Here is an 18,256-nt window from a genome sequence, read left to right as displayed (position 1 = left end):
CCCCTCACCCAACCCTCTCCCCGAGGGGGAGAGGGCTAATGGCGCCCGTTCGCACGACGTGCGCGTATTGCGGTATCGGTTGCGGCATACTCGCGGCGCCGACCGGCGAACGCCGCGTCACGATCGCAGGCGACCCGGACCACCCCGCCAACATCGGCAAGCTCTGCTCGAAAGGCACCCATCTCGGCGAGACGATCGGGCTCGAAGGCCGCCTCCTCACCCCGATGATCGGCCAGCGCCGCGCATCGTGGGACAAGGCGCTCCACCTGGTCGCGAAACGCTTCCGCGACACGATCGCGCAGCACGGCCCCAACAGCGTCGCGTTCTATGTCTCCGGGCAACTGCTCACCGAGGACTATTACGTCGCGAACAAGCTGATGAAGGGCTTCATCGGCTCGGCGAACATCGACACCAATTCGCGGCTGTGCATGGCGAGCGCGGTCGCGGGCCACATGCGCGCGTTCGGCGAGGATATCGTGCCCGCGAGCTACGACGATCTCGACGCCGCCGACCTGATCGTGCTGGTCGGATCGAACACCGCCTGGTGCCACCCGATCGTCTATCAACGCATCCGCGCGCGCTGCGACGCCGGCGCCAAGCTCGTCGTGATCGACCCGCGCCGGACCGAAACCGCGGACGAGGCCGACCTCCATCTCGCGATCCGGCCCGGCACCGACGTCGCGCTGATGAACGGCTTGCTGGCGTGGTGCCGTGACGCGGGCGTGGTCGACTACGACTATCTCGCCGCACACGTCGCGACGCCCGATGCGTTCTGGGACCAGTTCGACGAAGGCAGCGACCTGTGGTCGGTGGCACGCATCTGCGACGTTCCGCCGCAGGACCTCCGGCGCTTCTTCGAACTATTCGCGGCGACGCCGAAGACCGTAACGATGTTCAGCCAGGGCGTGAACCAGTCGCTGTCGGGCACCGATCAGGTCAACGCGATCACCAACCTCCACCTCGCCACCGGCCGCATCGGCAAGCCGGGTGCCGCGCCCTTCTCGATCACCGGCCAGCCCAATGCGATGGGTGGTCGCGAAGTCGGCGGGCTCGCGTCCTCACTCGCCGCGCACATGGACTTCGCGCCGGAGAACGTCGCCCGTGTGGGTCGGTTCTGGGCCGCGCCGAACATGGCGACCAAGCCGGGGCTGAAGGCGGTCGACCTCTTCCGCGAGCTCGGCAACGGCCGGATCAAGGCGCTGTGGGTGATGGCGACCAACCCCGCGGTGTCGATGCCCGATGCCGGCCGCGTGCGCGAGGCGTTGGCCGCCTGCCCGTTCGTCGTCGTCTCCGACGTGATCGAGACGACCGACACTTCGGTCCACGCACACGTCCGCCTGCCTGCCGCCGCCTGGGGCGAGAAGGACGGCACCGTGACCAACTCGGACCGCACGATCAGCCGCCAGCGCGCGTTCATGGCCGCGCCGGGCGAGGCGAAACCCGACTGGTGGATCATCTCCGATGTCGGGCGGCGAATGGGGTGGAAGACGGCGTTTTCCTATGACCGCCCGGCCGAGATCTGGCGCGAACATTGCCGGTTGTCGGCCTATGAGAACGGCGGCACGCGGCTGTTCGCGCTTCCTGGCCATGCCGCAAAGGGCAACGCCGAGTATGACACGATGACGCCGTTCCGTTGGGGCGGCGCACCCTTCGCGGACGGCCGGTTCTCCACACCCGATGGCCGTGCGCGCCTCGTGCCGGTGGCGCAAAAGCCGGTTGCCGCCCCGCTTACGCAATGGCCGATGACGCTCAACACCGGGCGCTACCGCGACCAGTGGCATACGATGACCCGTACCGGCCTGTCGCCCAAGCTCGCGCGCCACCGCGAGGAACCGCTGGTCGAGATCCACCCCGACGACGCGGCGCGACTGGGGATCGTCGATGGCGGCTTGGCGCGCGTGACGACGCCACAGGGCGACAGCGTCTTCCGCGCGAGCGTCGTCGCGACGCAGCGGATCGGCGAGTTGTTCGTACCGATCCACTGGACAGACCGCACCGCGACCGGCGGCCGCGCCGGGCTTCTCCCTCGCCCGCTCGCCGACCCTGTCTCGGGTCAGCCGGGCTTCAAATTCACGCCCGTTCGGATCGAGCCCGTCGCGACCGAATGGCGCGGCTTCGTCGTGGTCCGCGGCGAACCGGCGACGCGCCCCGATTGCCTGTGGGCGACGCGCGTCGCGGTGTCGGGTGGAACGGCGTGGGACATGGCGGGCAACGGCGACGCCGCCGCACTCGACGCGTTGCTGCCGAAGGGCCAGCGGATCGAGGCGGTCGATGCGGCTCGAGGCTCGCGCCGGATCGCGATATTGGAGGGCGGCAAGCTCGCCGCCGTCCTGTTCGTGACCCGGGACGGTGCACTTCCGCCCCGCGACTGGCTCGTCGCACAACTGAGCGAGGCCATCGCTGCGCCCACCCTGCTCGCCGGCCGCGCGCCGGGCGCTCAGGTCGACCGTGGCCCGATCGTCTGCGCATGCTTCGACGTCGGGCTGAAGACCATTCTCGCCGCGATCGCCGACCAGCATCTCGCCGACGTTACCGCGATCGGGGCTGCGCTGAAGGCCGGCACGAATTGCGGATCGTGCCGCCCTGCCCTCGCCAAACTCCTCGTCACGCAAGGATCAGCACATGTCGCATGATTTCCCGCCCGGTTCGGTCTGGCTGGTCGGTGCCGGGCCCGGCGATCCCGACCTGCTCACGCGGAAAGCCGAGCGACTGATCGCGGCGGCCGACATCGTGTTCTACGACGCGCTGGTCGGCCCGGGCGTCCTTGCACTCATTCCTGACGGCACCGAGCGGGTAAGTGTCGGCAAGCGATCGGGCCGGCATTCGAAGGATCAGGTCTCGATCAACGTCCTGCTCGCCAGGGCAGCGCTCACCGGCAAGCGCGTCGTCCGCCTCAAGGGCGGCGACCCGTCGATCTTCGGCCGCTCGACCGAAGAGCTCGACCACCTCGCCGCGCACGGCATCACGGTACGGATCTGCCCCGGCATCACCGCCGCCAGCGCCGCAGCGGCCTCGGGTGGCGCCTCGCTGACGTTACGCGGCCTCGCGCGGAAACTCACCTTCGTCACCGCGCACGCCCGTGCCGGCGAAGCGCTCGATCTCGACTGGACCGCACTCGCCGCGCCCGATGCCACGCTCGCCGTCTATATGGGCCGCGCTGCCGCCGGCGAAGTCGCGCGCAACCTGATCGCGGCCGGGCGGGCGCCCGACACGCCGGTCATGGTCGCGGTCAACGTCTCGCTCCCCTCCGAGCGCATCCTGCGCGGCCGGCTGTCGGCGCTCGCGTTCCTGGTTGAGACGATCAGCGATCACGATCCGGCGCTGCTGCTGATCGGCGAGGCGATCGCGGTATCGTCGATAGCATGCGGTGCAAACGACGGCGCAGACGCGCAACTCGGAGTTCGGGCTGCTAGCGCGAACCGGCCCGTCCGGTTTCCGACTGACGCTGCGTGCGGCGAGCTTTGAGCAAGTCCTGACGCGAGAGGATGCCAACAACCTGTCGCGTATCGCGCGCGACGATCGGCACGCGTCCGACGCCGGTTTCGACCATCATGTCGGCGACGACTCCGATCGGCGTATCGGGATACGCGACGAGCAACGAAGCGTCCGACAAGGTCTCGGTCAGCGACACGTCGGTGCCCGGTTGCATAGTCCGCCAGCGCAAGGCGTCGGTCCGCGACACCAGGCCCAGCACCCGACCCGCATCGTCGGTGACCGGATAGCTTCGATGCTCGGCACGCTCCGCGAAAAAGGTCGTCGCGTCTGCGGTCGTCATCGAACCCGGCAACGTCGCCGGCGTGCGTGACATCAATTGCTCGGCCTGCATCAGGTCGAGATGGTCGACGCTGTATTCCTGCAGGATATGCCGACCGCGGCGTGCGATCTTCTCGGTCAGGATCGACCGCCGCATCAGCAGGACGCTGACCGCATAAGCGGCGGCAGCGGCGGCGATGGTCAGCGGTAAGGCATCGAAATGCCGCGTCAGTTCGGCCGCGAACAGCGCCCCGGTGATCGGCGCGCGCATCGCCCCGCTCATGATCCCGGCCATCCCGATCATCGCCCAGAATCCGGATCCACCGGGTAAAAACTGACCAATCAGCGCGCCCGCCGCCCCGCCTAGGATCAACAGCGGCGCGAGGATACCGCCAGACGTTCCGGACCCGAGCGCCACCAGCCAGACGATGGCCTTCACGACCAGAAGCGCGAGGATGACACGCACCGCAAGCGATCCATCGAGCAACGCCTGAATATTGGGATAGCCGGCACCCAGGACATGCGCGTCCACCAGTCCGCCGAGACCGACGACGACCGCGCCTATTGCCGGCCACCACATCCAGTGCACCGGGAGGCGATGAAACGCGTCCTCCACCGCGTAAAGCGCGACCGACAGCGCCGCCGCCAGCATGCCAGTGGCCAGACCGACTCCCGCCGCGAACGCGATCGGCCACCCCCCGGATGGAGTCGTACCCACGAACGAAAACATCGCGCCGCCGTCGAGCAGCACGGGTCGCCACGCGAACGCGACCAGGACGGCGACCACCACCGGCACGAAACTGCGCGGCTTCCATTCGAACAGCAGCACCTCGACCGCCAGCAGGATCGCGGCGAGCGGCGTTCCGAAGATCGCGGTCATGCCCGCCGCCGCGCCCGCGACGAGCAGTGTCTTGCGCTCGGCGGCACTCATGTGGAAGCGTTGCGCGAACAGCGATCCGATCGCCCCGCCGGTCATGATGATCGGCCCTTCCGCCCCGAACGGCCCGCCACTGCCGATCGATACCGCGGCGGATAGCGGCTTGAGCAGAGCGACCTTGGCCGACATCCGGCTTTCGCCAAACAGGATCGTCTCGATCGCCTCGGGTATGCCATGCCCCCGGATCTTGTCGGAGCCGTAGCGCGCCATCAGGCCGATGATGAGACCGCCAATGACGGGAATGGCGACCATCCACGGCCCGACAAGCGTGTCGACGATCGCGGCTGACCGCGTGGAAAGTCGACCGAACCAGAAGAGGTTGGTCGCGAGCGCGATGAGTTTGATGAGCATCCATGCCGCAAGCGCCCCGCCGGTCCCGACGACGATCGCCATCGCCGCCAGCATCAGCATTCGCCGGTCCGCGCTATGGTCCGCGAGCCGGTGGTTTTCGATTGCTCGTACCGCTGCGATCATGATGAGAGTCTTTCGCCTCCAAGGAAGGCAGACTATTATATCGTAGTGCGATATATATCAACACGGGCTGACTGCGATGAGCGATACGGACGCATTGAAGGACGCCGATTACCGGGCACTGGCGGATTTTCGCCATGCGTTGCGGCTGTTCACGACCTTCAGCGAGACTGCGGCTGCGGCGGCTGGGCTTGCGCCGCAACAGCATCAGGCGCTGCTCGCGATCCGGGCCGCGCCGGTCGACGACATCACGATCGGCTATGTCGCGACGCGGCTCGTCCTCAAGCCGCATAGCGCCTCGGGACTGATCGACCGTCTGGAGGCGTCAAACCTCGTCGTTCGCTACAATTCCGACGGCGACAAGCGCCGCTCGCTGCTCCGGCTGACGCCCGAGGGCGAGACGATGCTCGCGGGTCTGTCATCGGTTCATCGCGACGAGATCGCCCGTCTCCGGCCAATGCTGACCGAAATGCTCGATCGGTTTGGGTAAGGCATGCGCCCGTGCCCGGCGGGAAACATCTGTCGCGATACGATCTAAAATGCCAAGGTGAGCTTGCGCGTATCGGTAGCCGCTACGCAAACGACCACAGCGCGGAACGCGGTGGCGAAACGAGGGGGAAATGCAGACGATGGTGACCGGTAGGCGGGGTCTGTGGGCCTTCGTGCTCGGCTGTATCGCGGTGACGATCGGGGTCGCCCTGCATCTGCCGATGTTTCTAATGGCCCGCGGCATGGGCTACCGGATGGCCGGCATGCCGATGGACGTCGGCATGCTGGTCGGCATGGCGCTGATCGTCGGCGGGACCGGCCTCGCCGCCTATGGGTTGCTGCCGGGCGATGCGATGCGGTTGCGGCGGCAGTTGACGCATATGACCGTCACCGGGCTGCAGGATGCACCGTTGCGCGCGTCGCACTGGGTCATGATGGGCGCACTGATCGTGGCGCTGGTGATCGACGTCATGAAACCCGCCGCGCTCGGCTTCACCCTGTCGGGCATGACGAGCGAATATGGCGTGTCGCGTGCCACCGCGTCGCTGGTGCCGTTCGCGGCGCTCTCGGGGACGGTCGCGGGATCGATCCTGTGGGGCTTCGTTGCGGACATATACGGGCGCAAGGCGTCGATCCTGCTCTCGGCGGTGATGTTCGTCGGCACGTCGATCTGCGGCGCGATGCCGAGCCTCGCCTGGAACATCGCGATGTGTTTCATGATGGGCGCGGCCGCCGGCGGGATGCTGCCGGTCACCTATGCGCTGCTCGCGGAGATGATGCCGAACCGACACCGCGGCTGGAGCCTCGTGCTCATCGGCGGCCTGGGCGCAGCGGGAGGCTATTTCGCGGCCAGCGGCCTGTCGGCGCTCCTCCAACCCATCTTCGGCTGGCGGATCCTGTGGCTCGCCAATCTGCCGACCGGACTGCTGTTGATCCTTCTTGGTCGGCTTATACCGGAATCGCCACGGTTCCTGGTCGTCCAGGGGCGGATGCGCGAGGCCGAGATGGTGCTCGCGCGTTTCGGCGGCGGGCGCGTGACGAGGCAGGGCGCGCTGTCAAATGATGGGGCGGACGTTGCGGCACGGCCGACCTTGCGCAACGCCGGGGCGCTCGTCGCCTTCAGCATCGCCGCGCTGGCCTGGGGCTGCGCAAATTTCGGCCTGTTGCTCTGGCTGCCCGCCGACCTCGTCGCTCGCGGTTATAGCGTCGGCGTGGCCAGCGGACTGCTCGCCAAGGCGTCGCTGATCGCGGTCCCCACGATCTTCGTCGCGGCGCTGCTCTACAGCCGCTGGAGCAGCAAGGGTGCGCTCGTCGCAGCCATCGCGATGCTCGCCTTGGGACTCGTCGGTGTATTATGGGTCGAGCGGCAATCCGGCGCCGTCAGCCCCGTCCTGCCGGTCGCCGCGCTGATCGTAGGCGTCAACGCGATCATCGCCATCTTGCTGCCCTATGTTGCCGAGAGCTTCCCGGCGCGCGTTCGTGGGCGCGCCACGGGATGGGTCGCGGCCTGTTCCAAAGCCGGTGGCCTGGGCGCACAAGGGCTCGCGATCGCAGGCGCGGTCCCGCCGCTGGCGACCGTAGCGGGTCTAGTTCTGGTACCGACGGCCGCTTCTCTCGTACTCGTGGCGTGGCTGGGCCGCGAAACCAAAGGACGAGACGTCGACGTCATCTAGCCGGCGATCTGGATCTGCAAATCGTCGCGTGAAGCAAGTGACGGCGTCTGACCATCTTCGGGCCAAGCCGGCATATTTGTAATAAGCCTCTTCGGACTTCCAAACCTAAAACGAATAAGGTCAGCCACGGATACCACAATCGGACGCTCACGCCCCTTCCCTCGCTTCCCAACTCCGGACGCTGGTTCAGCTTTGCGATAAGACCGATTTTTGAGCCCCGGCTATCCGCTCGCGAATGTCGTGATTGGGGAGGTTAGCTGCCGTTGAAAAGGCTACCGGTAAGCTTGATGATCGCGAGCGAGCAGAAGCGCGCGAATGCAGCAAACAGCACCATGAGCGGCAAGTCCCAAAGGCCTTCCTTTTCCCAACCCCATCCGAGATTTAATGCCTGATCGCAATGGGTTGCAATCCACATGAGCAGGGCGAGGCCGACGAACATCAGGAAGACGCGGTTAACGCCCCGAAGCCGGGCAGCGAGGAACCGATCAGAGACGATTTAGCCTTGTCTCACGGCCAGAGGATGTCTGCAATTGGGCGGTCCCGCAGTAGCGGATTGCACCGCCAATACTCTGAACAACGCTGCTGCAACACCGTCAGCGGCGAGTTTCGAACCAATCGGTCGCATCCTCCCCGTAAAGCAACAGGATCGCCAACGCTTCCATCGCGAGCTGCAAAGCCGAGGTTGCGATGATCGCAGTATCATGCTGCGCCAGCGGTTGGATCAGCCCTGATCCGCGCAGAAACGCAAAGCTCGTCACGACGCCGAGAAGCCAACGCAGAGCCAGCGCACTGCGAGCAGCGCGCGACGCCGACAAGACCACCAGTAACATCAGGAACAAGGCCAGCCCCAGGCCCACTGCCCGGATCGCCTGGATCCGCATGACCAACGTCGTCATCGCCTCGGGTGCGATCGAAAAGGCGAAGCTCATCGTGCGTGTGGCGTAGTACGCCAGTGCCGCCGAAAACATCAGACTGATCGCGAACAAGACCGCGAACAACCGGATCGAGAGGGATGTCGCCAAATTGCCTGCTCCGGATGCGTAGCCTTATGCCACGTTGAAGCGCGGTTTAGCCCCTAAGACCTTCCTAGCCTTTAACAGCCGCGTAGAACTCGTCTTCCCTGCAGCCATCGGACAGTATCGTCGATCGAGGCAACGGACACATTTGAGGTCTTTTAGGTCGTTGCCAGCCGATCGGACTGCATAGTCAAGCGACAGTCCGGTATCCCGCCGCACTACCGCCCGGTGCGCACGACCGAAACGCTGTATTGTGGGGTAAGCGCGCAGTCCGAGGGCGCCGTGCCGAACGCTGCGTGATCCAGGCAATTTGCCGCAGATGCGAAGTTCGCCGCGATCGCGGCCCGCACGATCCCGTTGTCGCGCATCGACGCGTCCACGCCGCCGCCGTGGGCAGACGTGGTGATCTCTCGATCAAACAAAGTCTGCCCGTTGTCGACCCGCTCCAGGCGGTAGTGGAGCGTCACGCTCGTCGTGTTGCCGCTGCCGATGTGGAACGGCGTCTTGTCGCCCAGCCATGACACCACGAGCCGCTTACGCCCGGCTGCAGGCGCTGGTGCGAGGAGATTCATCTGCCGGAAGGTTTCGCTCAGCGCTGCATTGATGCTGGAACGCTTGGCCGCCGCTATGAAGTTTAGTGCCGAACTCTTTACGGTGGCGGGAAGGCCCTGAATCTCGCCGATCGTGACGTCGTGGAACAGAGGGTGCGACGATCCGACGGGTGTGGGCACCTCCGGTGCAAAGGGGAGCCCGATGGCCACCATGGAAATATCGTTCGACGATTTGGCGGGGGGAGCATCGATCGGCCCGACGTCGGTGGAAGCCGCCTGCCGGATCGCAAGCGAGATGCTCCGCGCCTTACCCCTATAGACGCTGACGCCCGCCTGCACGGTGATGCCTTTGCCCAGGTTCCAGACGGTGAAATCATCCTTCTTGTAGTCGCCCGGTCCAGGGTCTGCAGCGCCAGCGTTCAACCCCGGCCCAACTGCGGCCGCGATGTCACGGCCGGTAAGGCGAGTGCCCGCGGCGCCCGTAACTTGGCACACCGCGGTGAAAGCACCGGAGGTGTCGTGGGTGAGGACCAGCATCATACCACCCTTGCTGAACACATGGGGGAGCATCATCGGCCTGTTGCCGATCATCGCTACCGAGGGGACCGCGCGCTCGATCCACCCGCGCGCGACGGCCACTTTCGCAATGGCATTGAGGTCGGGAAAGCTGCCGCGGCAGGTCTCGTTGAATGCCTGGAGATAGACGGAAGGGCTCGGCTCGGGAGCGTCGGCCGCCGCGGCTGTCGCATAAAGGACCGTGATGGCCGTCAATCGGGATGCGCGAAGCATGAGGGGCATGATCGTCTCCTGTACCTCTGGAGGGCGCTAAGCCTTCATCCTTACGATCCGTTGAACGGGCGATCGGTTTTCGCGGCACGGCAATCTCCACGAAGTAGCGAGGCGATGCGTAGCCGTCGCACGGGGCTACGCGGGTTTTACGTCAATCCTCCAACCACGCGGCTGTGATCTCGCCCCTGTGCCCCTCCGGCGCCAGCACGGCGCGCAGCGCGTCCAGCAGAGCCGGCAGCGCCTGCATGAAAGCGTAAGGTGGATTGACGATGAAAAGGCCCGCGCCATTATAGATGCCGGGCTGATCGTCATCGTACAACCAATGTTCCACCACCAGCAATTTCGGGATGCCGAGCTTGCGTAATTGCGCCTTCCACCGCGAATGCGTGGCGCGGTCTTTCAGCGGATACCAGATCACCGTCACGCCATGCGCCCATTTGCGGTGAGCGGCGGCGAGCGTGGCCGTGATACGGTCGCGCTCATCGAGCTGCTCGTACGGCGGATCGACCACCACCACGCCGCGCGGGGTTCGGGTCGGCAGCATCGCCAGCCAAAGCTCGTAGGCGTCGCGCTCATGCACGGCAGCGGATGTACCGCGCATCACGCCGCGCAGGGTATAGGCGTCATCGGGATGTTTTTCGTTCAGGATGAGGAAGTCCTGCGGGCGCAGAAGCTGCGCCAGAACCCGCGGCGAGCCGGGGTAGAAGTGCGGCTCGGCCCCGACATTCACCGCCTGCACGACGGCGCGGTAGTCGTTGAGCAAGGCGTTCGGGTCGGCAAAGGTCCGCAGCACGCCCTGCGTGGACTCGCCGGTGCGCTGGGCATCCTCGCCGCCAAGGTCGTACAGCCCGCAGCCGGCATGGGTGTCGATCAGGGTCAAAGCGCCCTGTTTTTGCTGCAAGCCCCGCACGAGGGCGATCAGCAAGCTGTGCTTCACGACGTCGGCACTGTTGCCAGCATGGAAGGAATGGCGATAATTCATTGCAACTCAAAATCCTGACGATCTACCTTGATGCGTGCCGCTGGGCGCGGTTGCCGAGCGCGAGGCGACCGAAGTACCTGATCCGATGCCAGTATAAAGTCGGGCGGAAACCTTCAACGCACTTCTGAGCGAGGCTTCAAGCCCGCATTGGCGGTCGACACCTAGCGGAGAGGCGAGGCCCCGGCAGAGGCGCCGACCCAGCAGCAGACAATCACGCCCCTCCTCCCCTGCCCCAACTCGTTTTGGCGCTGATCAATCGCGACATCGGATACCGCGCCGAACTCCGAAGACGATTCGACTTGCGTTGGAGGCAGGCAGGTCCGTTGCACGCCGGCTGATGTTGCCATCAGTCGGCATGCAACGGCAGCCGATCACGCGGCTACAGGGACGGAATAGTCCATCGCGGCAAGATCGCTGAGCAGATCGGGACCGGTGGGCTTCCACCCCAGCCGCGCCTGCGTCCAAGTGCTCGATGCGACCATGTCGAGTGCGGCAAAGGGCGCCATCCAGCCGAAGTAGTGCTCGATCTCGTCGTTTCCGACCGAGCGGACTGGCAGTCCGGTACCTTTGCCGATCGCCTCGGCGATGGTGCGCGCATCGACGCCCTCTTCTGCCGAAGCGTGGTATCTCGCGCCTGGCTCGCCGCGTTCGAGCGCCAGAACGTAGAGCTTGGCGACGTCGCTGACGTGCGCGGCAGCCCAACGCGTGGTGCCCTCACCTAGATACGCCATCGCTCCGGCACGGCGCGCCTCCGCGATCAGCGGCGTGATCAACCCGGCCTTGGTGGTGTCGTGCACCTGCGGCAGCCGGATGGTGCGTACGTCGATGCGCCGGGCGATCAGCGCTGCGGCGGCGAGCTCGGTGACGATGCGCGGATTGGCGTGGAGCGGGTTGAGGACGTCCTCGGTCGCAGGACCGCCGTTCCGCGGCGTGCCGATGCCGATCCCCGAAGTGATCAGGATCGGCTTGTCGGTCCCCGCCAACGCATCGCCCATCGCCCTGATGTTGCGTTCGTCCTTCGCCGTGTTCGCGAGGAAGGCTTCGAAATTGTGGTCGAACGCGCAGTGGATGACCGCGTCGGCCGCAGCCACGCCACTGGCGAGCGTCTCCGGCCGTTCCAGGTCGCCACGATGAACTTCGACGCCAGCCCGCTCGAGCTGCTGGGCACCGGCGTCGGACCGCGTGAGCCCGAGCACGTGGTGGCCGCGGCCGAGCAGTTCGGGGATGACGTGGGAGCCGATAAAGCCGGTCGCACCGGTCACAAAAACACGCATGGGAAATCTCCTTGTTGCCTGGCGACCATATTCAACCCCTCGTCTACGTGTTAAAGTAGTGATCTTATCGTGGTATAAGCTTCAACAGGATCGATCATGGCCAGCGACGTGTCCAATCCGCTCGGGACCTATCTGCGGGATCGCCGTACCCGGCTCGACCCTGCGGCGTTCGGGTTTGCGGGCGGACGGCGCCGCACGCCGGGTTTGCGCCGCGAGGAGGTGGCGAGCCGCGCGAACATCAGCCCGACCTGGTACACTTGGCTCGAGCAGGGCCGCGGCGGTGCGCCATCGGCCGACGTCCTCGATCGCATCGCGAGGGGGCTGATGCTTACCGAACCGGAGCGCGAGCACATCTACATGCTCGGCCTCGGCCGTCCGCCGGAGGCACGCTACCAGCCTGTCGAGGGGATCACCCCGCGGCTCCAGCGCGTGCTCGACGGGATGGTGCTGAGCCCGGCGATCATCAAGACGGCGATGTGGGACGTGGTGGGCTGGAACCGAGCGGCCGCGGTGCTGCTGACCGACTATGCCAAGCTGCCGCGGGAGGGGCGCAACATCCTGCGGCTGATGTTCGGCAGCGACCATGTCCGTGCCCGCAATGCCGATTTCGACAGCATCGCCCGCTTCGTGGTGGGTGCGTTTCGCGCCGATGTCGCACGCGCGGGCGCCAGCACCAGCGTCGAGGTCACGAAGCTGGTCGCCGAACTGTCCCGGCTCAGCCCGGAGTTCGCGGCGATGTGGGAGGACAACGACGTGGTCGCCCATGGCGACGGGCTGAAGCGCATCCATCATCCCGATGCGGGGCTGCTCGCGATGGAGTTCTCGTCGTTCGCCGTCGAAGGACGCCCCGAACTTGGCATGATCATCTACAACCCCGCCTCACCAGATGATGCCGAGCGGCTGCGCGTCCTGCTGAGCGGTGCCGACGACTGACTGGAATTGACGACGCCGGCGCGGTTCACGAAAACGCCGACGCTGACGGATGCGGAAGGTTGGCAATGGAAAAGATCGGCTTTGGTGGCGGGTGCCATTGGTGCACCGAGGGCGTGTTTCAGGCGCTCAAAGGCGTTTATCAGGTGGATCAGGGATTTATCCAATCCGAGGCCCCTTGGGACACATGGGCGGAGGGCGTGCTCGTGAGCTTCGATCCCACGGCCATAAGCCTGGCGACGCTCGCCGAAGTCCATCTCAGGACCCATTCGGCGAACGGGACCTACTCCCCTGGCGGGAGGTATCGAAGTGCAATCTACGTCGTAGATACGCAGCAGCGCGAGATAGCCGCACGGACGATCGCACGGTTTGCATCGGAGTCGGGCAAAGGTCCCCGGACGCTGGTTCTTCCGCTCGTCGGTTTCAGACCCTCTGAAGCACGCTACCAAAACTACTATCGGACTGATCCAGACAGGCCGTTCTGTCGCCGCTACATCGATCCCAAGCTGGACTATATCCGGCACCATTTCGCCGATGTTGCCCTCCCCGATGCCGCGGGGCACCAGGCATAAGCGGCGACGTGCCGCTCGCCCGGTTCGGCCGTCCCTTCACCTCAGCCGTTCCACCGATACAGGGTGTCCAGCGGTCCGATTAACCTGTCGAATTGACTGAAATTTAACCCCAAAACGGCATCCATGCGATGCGCTCCTGGGGGAAGCCCCAGGGAGTAATGTTGATGCCGCATGGTGATGGCGTGCTGCCGCGTTGGGCTGTCACGCGCTGGCTGGTCGAGTGTGCTGGTGAAGTTCCGGCTGAAATCCGCCCTTCACTCGTTCAGGGGTTGTATGGATCACTCCCGATCTTTCTGGGCGGGGTGTTCAACACCATTCTAGTCTCCTCGATCGTGGCTACCCGTCTTCCCAAACCCGCGTTCCTGCTCTGGGCAGCGCTGGAGGTCGGCTTGGCGGCGCTGCGCCTGCCGCTGCTTATCAAAGGAGCCCGCGCCGCGAAGAGTGGAGGCCCCGCGCATATCGACCTATACATATTGGCTGCGGTATGTTGGGCTGCCTCGGTAGGCTATGGGTGCTTCATTACCGTGCTGAGCGGTGACTGGCTCGCCGCAACGCTCGTCGTCCTCTCCGCGGCGGCGATGACGGGCGGCGTGGCATTTCGGAACTTTGCGGCCCCTCGGCTCGTGACGACCATGATCCTTCTCAGCCTCGGGCCGTGCGCGATCGCCGGGGTCATATCCGGCGAACTGATCATGCTCGCGACGGCATTCCAGATTCCGATGTACATCTACGCCATGACGCATGCCGCCTATCGTCTGAACGCCATGCTGGTCCAGACCATGCGGTCCGAGCGCGAGAACGGGCGTCGCGCGCGGCATGACACCCTGACAGGCTTGTTGAACCGTGCGGGTCTCGAGGAAGTCGTTGCTCGCCGCGCAGGCACGACTACGGGCGCCACGCTCTTCTACATCGACCTCGACGGCTTCAAAGCGATCAACGACAGGCTCGGCCACGCGGCGGGCGATCAACTTCTCGTCGAAGTCAGCGACCTGATGAGACAGGTGACCCCTGCAACGGACGTCGTCGCCCGGATGGGAGGCGACGAATTCGTCATTCTGGCCGACGAGACGGACGCTGCCACCGCTCGTCAAACCGGACAGCGTCTCATCGACACGCTGTCCAGCACGTCATTCTTGTTGAACGAAACCGCGGTGACGGTCGGTGCGAGCGTAGGCATCGCGATAAAATCGGATGCTCAGCCGGACTTCTCGACCCTGCTGCTTGAGGCGGACAGGGCCCTGTACGATGCAAAGCTAAAGGGACGCTCCTGCGCTGTGCTCGCTTCCGTCACGTCGCCAAGCCTATGCCTCGCCGCCGATCAAGGCTTAGACGTCCAATCCAGTAGATCAGCAGCCTGCTGAAACGGCCACCTGCGACAGACCACCGCTAAGCGGTGCTAGGAAACCTCGAAAGTGGTCGGGGTCGGGCAAGGTCCCGCCTTGGCACGCGACACCCTGGCGCCCGCCAACATGCTTTTTACGAGCGTGCATCGGAAAAAATCACAGGCACTTTTTCAGGTCCGGTATTGACCGGTCATCGTCGAGCCCGCGCATCACGCAAGACCGGCTCCAGCGTCACCAGCGCGACGTCGTTGCTGCGCATCGGTATTGCGACAAAGGCGCTGCCGCGCGCGCCGATCTTCACCACCTTGTCCTGTTCGGGCAAATCCGCGGTCGCCTGTTGGAGACGACCGAGTTGCGCGGCGTCGAGCGCCTTCGGCATCCCCATGTCGATGTACAGCGAGAGCGGATCGTTGCGCCGATAGCCGGTCTTGCGCACCACCAGCCGATAGGTGCCGGCCGGAACATGCGCGAAGCGGAAGGCAATCGGCTTGCCCGCGGTAGCCGGGACCAGACGCGTGTAGAACGGCTTATTGCTGACCGACTGGACCGGTTGCTGCCAGTCCCAGACCAGCGCGGCGATCCGCCGGCCATCGGCGGCGGCCATGACATAGTCGTCGGTCACCGGGATCGTCCGGCCCTGCAACGCATGCAGGTATTTATACGCGAACCACGCGGGTTTGCGGATGCCCTCTCGGTTCGTCAGTCCGAAGCCGCCGTGAAACGGCGTCGGCGGCGGTCCGGGCTCCTCGAACAAGTCGGTGTAGGTCCAGTAGCTCATGCCCTGCGCCAGCCCTTGCGACTGCTTCAGCTTGGTGAGGATGTACGGTGCGCTGATATAGCTGTCGTGGACGAAGTCGCGCGGCGTGTAGCTCGTGCTCCACTCGGTGAAGAACAGCGGCAGACCGGGATAGGCCGAGGCATCGATCTGCGCGCGGACGTTGCGCACGTCGCCGATGACCCCGTCGGGCGACGGCGAAAGCTTGGTATCCTGCTTGCCGTCCTCGTCGAGAAAGCCGCCATCGACACCGTAGGTGTGCGTCGTGACGAAATCGATCGGCACGTTGTTGAGCTTGGTGAACTTCAGGAGCTCGGGCACCCAGGCGGCGCCCGCGGTCGACGGCCCGCCGACGCGCAGCGCGGGATCGATCGCCTTGATCGTCCGCGCGGTGTTGGCATAGAGGTCGAAATACGCCTGCTGGTCCGCCTTCTCCCAGAAGCCGGCAAGGTTGGGTTCGTTCCAGACCTCGAAATACCACCGCCGCACCTCTTCATTGCCGTAGCGCTGACGAACGTGGCGGACATACGCGTCGATCAGGTCGCGCCACAGTTTCGGGTCGGGATGCGACGTGTTCCCCTTCCAGTAGAAGATCGTCTGCTCCGACGTCCGCATCGCGCTGGGCGTGAAGCCGAGCTCGACGAACGGCCGGATATGCTTGGCGAGCAGCGCGTCGTACAATTGGTCGATCCTGGTCCAGTCGTAGACGATCCTGCCATCGGCCTTCCGCACCGTGCCGAGCACATCGTGGAAGATGTCGTGGAAGCGGACATAGCGGAAGCCGAGTTCGTCGACCGCGGTCTTGAGCTGCGCCTGGCTGTCGCGGCGGATCAGCGTGCCGGGAAAGTCGGACCCGACCGACAGATCGAACGCGCGGTCGACCCGTGCCGCCGCCGTGGCGACATCGATGCTGACGGTCCGCTTAAGCTCGGCGGGTTCGGCCGAGACGCCCGACGGCGATGCAACGACCGCGACCGCCGCCATGAGTGCCCACCGCATATCCAACTCCCCGCCGTCTTCTGTCTTCTAGGTACCGTAGTGGTAGCGCAATCAGTTGCTCAACTAAGCCAGTCCGGTAAGCCCGTGACCGTCGATCCGCAGGACCGGCACGAACGGGCTGCGACCGCGCGCCAGGTCGACATGAAGCCCGGCGCGATCCTGGCGGTGCGCGCACGTACCGGCGCCGAGCAACGTCACGCGCTCGATCGCCGCGCCCTTCAACCGACCGCTGCCGAGTGCGCCGATCGACACGGAGCCTTCGGGTTTGCCGAGGACGAGCGCGTAGAGCACGCCCTTGTTCGTCGTGAAGCGGATGTCGCGCGACGTGAACTGGCCCTCACTGCCCTCGTTCTGCATCCCTTCCTGAACCTTGGCCGGTCCTTCGCCATAACTCCGCCACGGCCGCGAGCCGAAGATCGCCGCGTCGTTGATCGCCATCCACGCCGCCATGCCGTCGAGGATACGCTCCTCCTCGCCGTCGATCGAGCCGTCGCCAGGTTGCGGAATCGAGAGCAGCAGATTGCCGTTCTTCGACACCACGTCGGCGAGCCGCTGGATGACCTGTTCGGCGGTCTTGTAGCTTTTGTCGTTGAGCCGCGCGACGTTGTAGAACCAGTCGCCGATGCAGGTATCGGTCTGCCACGGCTCGTCCCACAAATGATCGGTGAAGCCGCGTTCGACGTCCTGGACGATACCGAACCGCTCGTTCGGCTTGAGCATCTTGCCCGTCAGGACCACGTCGATCTTGCCGTGCCAGGCGATCGAGCGGTTGTAATAATCCGCCGCCGCCTGCAGCCCGATCGGACCGAACGGCAGGCCGTAATCGTCGAAATAACAGAAGTCCGGCCGGTATTTCTCGACAAGATCTGCCTGACGCAACAGCCACTTCGCAGCGTAGCCCGGATGCCCCGGCGGCCCGGTCTCGACCCATTGCCCGTCATGCGCATCGTGCCACGCGTTCATCGCTGCGATCGTGTCGATCCCGGCGGGGAGCACAGCATGCGCGCCGGTGTACAGCTGCTGTGGATCGAGCCCGTCCCACCATGTCCCGCTCCCGTCGCTCGCGCGGCGCGTGAACGCATCGTAGCGCTGCCCCTTCAGAGGACCAACGGGGTCGAAGCCATACGCGGTCTGATACCAGTGCCAGCTGTGCGCGGCATGGTTGGAGACGCCGAACTTCAGTCCGGCGCGCCGGGCCGCGCCCGCCCAGCTGCCGACGATGTCGCGCTTCGGCCCGACCCGCAGCACGTTCCAGGCGTGATACCGGCTGTCGTAGCAATCGAGATTATCGTGATGGCAGGCGAGCGACACGAAATACTTCGCGCCGGCGCGCTTGTACCGGTCGATCAGCGCGTCCGGATCCCAGCGCGCCGCGGTCCAGCGGTCGAGGATGTCCAGCATGCCCGTCTTCGTCGGATGACCATAGGTCTTGAGGTGATGCTCGTAGGCCGGATGGCCCTGCATGTAGAGGAACCGGCCGTACCAGTCGCCCTGCTCGGGCACCGACTGCGGCCCCCAATGCGACCACAGCCCGAGCTTCGCGTCGCGAAACCAGTCGGGGTAGCGATAGTGATCGACCAACGACTCCCAGCTCGGCTTCACCGGCCCGCGCGCGAGGCCCATCGGGCTTTGCGCCAGCGCGTGCGTCGCTGGACCGATCGCGGCGAGCCCCGCCAGCACGCCGCGTCGGTCGAGCGCCATG

Annotated in this window: 15 protein-coding genes; 7 read left to right on the top strand and 8 right to left on the bottom strand. The window is 65.4% G+C overall.

Features of this window, described 5'->3' with window-relative positions; all coding sequences use genetic code 11:
• Positions 1-38 precede the first annotated feature (38 nt).
• Together C8J44_RS00405 and cobA are read left to right on the top strand one after the other, a co-directional pair.
• Entirely contained in the window at positions 39-2,633 is a 2,595-nt protein-coding gene (locus C8J44_RS00405) for a nitrate reductase (RefSeq protein WP_121902929.1), read from the top strand.
• Positions 2,623-3,465 carry a uroporphyrinogen-III C-methyltransferase gene (gene cobA / locus C8J44_RS00400; protein ID WP_121902928.1) on the top strand — a complete coding sequence of 281 codons (843 nt, stop codon included), beginning with the start codon at positions 2,623-2,625 and terminating at the stop codon, positions 3,463-3,465. The genes C8J44_RS00405 and cobA overlap by 11 nt, the downstream gene beginning before the upstream one ends.
• Here the strand turns inward: cobA and C8J44_RS00395 are convergent.
• A complete protein-coding gene (locus tag C8J44_RS00395; protein WP_404969182.1) occupies positions 3,410-5,167 on the bottom strand; it encodes a chloride channel protein in 1,758 nt (585 codons plus the stop codon). The two genes, cobA and C8J44_RS00395, sit on opposite strands and share 56 nt — an antisense overlap.
• A gap of 73 nt (positions 5,168-5,240) precedes the next feature.
• Between C8J44_RS00395 and C8J44_RS00390 the strand changes: the two genes are divergently transcribed.
• Together C8J44_RS00390 and C8J44_RS00385 are read left to right on the top strand one after the other, a co-directional pair.
• A complete protein-coding gene (locus C8J44_RS00390) occupies positions 5,241-5,651 on the top strand; it encodes a MarR family winged helix-turn-helix transcriptional regulator (RefSeq protein WP_121902927.1) in 411 nt (136 codons plus the stop codon).
• A gap of 130 nt (positions 5,652-5,781) precedes the next feature.
• Entirely contained in the window at positions 5,782-7,323 is a 1,542-nt protein-coding gene (locus tag C8J44_RS00385) for an MFS transporter (protein ID WP_121902926.1), read from the top strand.
• Between the two features lie 253 nt (positions 7,324-7,576).
• Here C8J44_RS00385 and C8J44_RS00380 read toward each other — a convergent pair whose 3' ends face one another.
• From C8J44_RS00380 to C8J44_RS00360, 5 genes are all read right to left on the bottom strand, one after another.
• A complete protein-coding gene (locus C8J44_RS00380) occupies positions 7,577-7,762 on the bottom strand; it encodes a hypothetical protein (protein ID WP_121902925.1) in 186 nt (61 codons plus the stop codon).
• A gap of 154 nt (positions 7,763-7,916) precedes the next feature.
• The gene (locus tag C8J44_RS00375; RefSeq protein WP_259466623.1) at positions 7,917-8,291 is read right to left on the bottom strand and encodes a hypothetical protein; all 375 of its coding nucleotides are present in this window, start codon (positions 8,289-8,291) and stop codon (positions 7,917-7,919) included.
• A 266-nt stretch (positions 8,292-8,557) separates the two neighbouring features.
• The gene (locus C8J44_RS00370; RefSeq protein WP_147453100.1) at positions 8,558-9,688 is read right to left on the bottom strand and encodes a hypothetical protein; all 1,131 of its coding nucleotides are present in this window, start codon (positions 9,686-9,688) and stop codon (positions 8,558-8,560) included.
• 142 nt (positions 9,689-9,830) lie between these two features.
• Positions 9,831-10,661 carry a 23S rRNA (adenine(2030)-N(6))-methyltransferase RlmJ gene (locus C8J44_RS00365; RefSeq protein ID WP_121902922.1) on the bottom strand — a complete coding sequence of 277 codons (831 nt, stop codon included), beginning with the start codon at positions 10,659-10,661 and terminating at the stop codon, positions 9,831-9,833.
• 371 nt (positions 10,662-11,032) lie between these two features.
• Positions 11,033-11,935, bottom strand: a complete 903-nt coding sequence (locus C8J44_RS00360; protein ID WP_121902921.1) for an SDR family oxidoreductase — start codon at positions 11,933-11,935, stop codon at positions 11,033-11,035.
• A 96-nt stretch (positions 11,936-12,031) separates the two neighbouring features.
• On the opposite strand from C8J44_RS00360, the gene C8J44_RS00355 reads away from it, so the two are divergent.
• From C8J44_RS00355 to C8J44_RS00345, 3 genes are all read left to right on the top strand, one after another.
• Entirely contained in the window at positions 12,032-12,868 is an 837-nt protein-coding gene (locus tag C8J44_RS00355; protein ID WP_121902920.1) for a helix-turn-helix transcriptional regulator, read from the top strand.
• Between the two features lie 65 nt (positions 12,869-12,933).
• Positions 12,934-13,437 (top strand): peptide-methionine (S)-S-oxide reductase, encoded by a 504-nt coding sequence (locus tag C8J44_RS00350; protein WP_121902919.1) that lies wholly within the window; start codon positions 12,934-12,936, stop codon positions 13,435-13,437.
• A gap of 164 nt (positions 13,438-13,601) precedes the next feature.
• Positions 13,602-14,798, top strand: a complete 1,197-nt coding sequence (locus C8J44_RS00345) for a diguanylate cyclase (RefSeq protein ID WP_121903731.1) — start codon at positions 13,602-13,604, stop codon at positions 14,796-14,798.
• 172 nt (positions 14,799-14,970) lie between these two features.
• Here C8J44_RS00345 and C8J44_RS00340 read toward each other — a convergent pair whose 3' ends face one another.
• Together C8J44_RS00340 and C8J44_RS00335 are read right to left on the bottom strand one after the other, a co-directional pair.
• Positions 14,971-16,554 carry a GH39 family glycosyl hydrolase gene (locus C8J44_RS00340; protein ID WP_121902918.1) on the bottom strand — a complete coding sequence of 528 codons (1,584 nt, stop codon included), beginning with the start codon at positions 16,552-16,554 and terminating at the stop codon, positions 14,971-14,973.
• 63 nt (positions 16,555-16,617) lie between these two features.
• Positions 16,618-18,255 (bottom strand): alpha-L-fucosidase, encoded by a 1,638-nt coding sequence (locus tag C8J44_RS00335; RefSeq protein WP_121902917.1) that lies wholly within the window; start codon positions 18,253-18,255, stop codon positions 16,618-16,620.
• Between the last annotated feature and the right edge of the window lies 1 nt (position 18,256).

The sequence above is a fragment of the Sphingomonas sp. PP-CE-3A-406 genome (genome assembly GCF_003688625.1).
Lineage (GTDB): Bacteria > Pseudomonadota > Alphaproteobacteria > Sphingomonadales > Sphingomonadaceae > Sphingomonas.
The sequence above is the reverse complement of the archived record's forward strand: the minus strand, read 5'-3'. Positions and strand labels throughout refer to the sequence as shown.

Coding starts and splice junctions, on each gene's coding strand:
- C8J44_RS00405 (WP_121902929.1), top strand. CDS start 39: ATGGCGCCCGTTCGCACGACGTGCGCGTATTGCGGTATCGGTTGCGGC.
- cobA (WP_121902928.1), top strand. CDS start 2,623: ATGTCGCATGATTTCCCGCCCGGTTCGGTCTGGCTGGTCGGTGCCGGG.
- C8J44_RS00390 (WP_121902927.1), top strand. CDS start 5,241: ATGAGCGATACGGACGCATTGAAGGACGCCGATTACCGGGCACTGGCG.
- C8J44_RS00385 (WP_121902926.1), top strand. CDS start 5,782: ATGCAGACGATGGTGACCGGTAGGCGGGGTCTGTGGGCCTTCGTGCTC.
- C8J44_RS00380 (WP_121902925.1), bottom strand. CDS start 7,762: ATGTTCGTCGGCCTCGCCCTGCTCATGTGGATTGCAACCCATTGCGAT.
- C8J44_RS00375 (WP_259466623.1), bottom strand. CDS start 8,291: ATGTTTTCGGCGGCACTGGCGTACTACGCCACACGCACGATGAGCTTC.
- C8J44_RS00370 (WP_147453100.1), bottom strand. CDS start 9,688: ATGCCCCTCATGCTTCGCGCATCCCGATTGACGGCCATCACGGTCCTT.
- C8J44_RS00365 (WP_121902922.1), bottom strand. CDS start 10,661: ATGAATTATCGCCATTCCTTCCATGCTGGCAACAGTGCCGACGTCGTG.
- C8J44_RS00360 (WP_121902921.1), bottom strand. CDS start 11,935: ATGCGTGTTTTTGTGACCGGTGCGACCGGCTTTATCGGCTCCCACGTC.
- C8J44_RS00355 (WP_121902920.1), top strand. CDS start 12,032: ATGGCCAGCGACGTGTCCAATCCGCTCGGGACCTATCTGCGGGATCGC.
- C8J44_RS00350 (WP_121902919.1), top strand. CDS start 12,934: ATGGAAAAGATCGGCTTTGGTGGCGGGTGCCATTGGTGCACCGAGGGC.
- C8J44_RS00345 (WP_121903731.1), top strand. CDS start 13,602: ATGCCGCATGGTGATGGCGTGCTGCCGCGTTGGGCTGTCACGCGCTGG.
- C8J44_RS00340 (WP_121902918.1), bottom strand. CDS start 16,554: ATGCGGTGGGCACTCATGGCGGCGGTCGCGGTCGTTGCATCGCCGTCG.
- C8J44_RS00335 (WP_121902917.1), bottom strand. CDS start 18,255: ATGGCGCTCGACCGACGCGGCGTGCTGGCGGGGCTCGCCGCGATCGGT.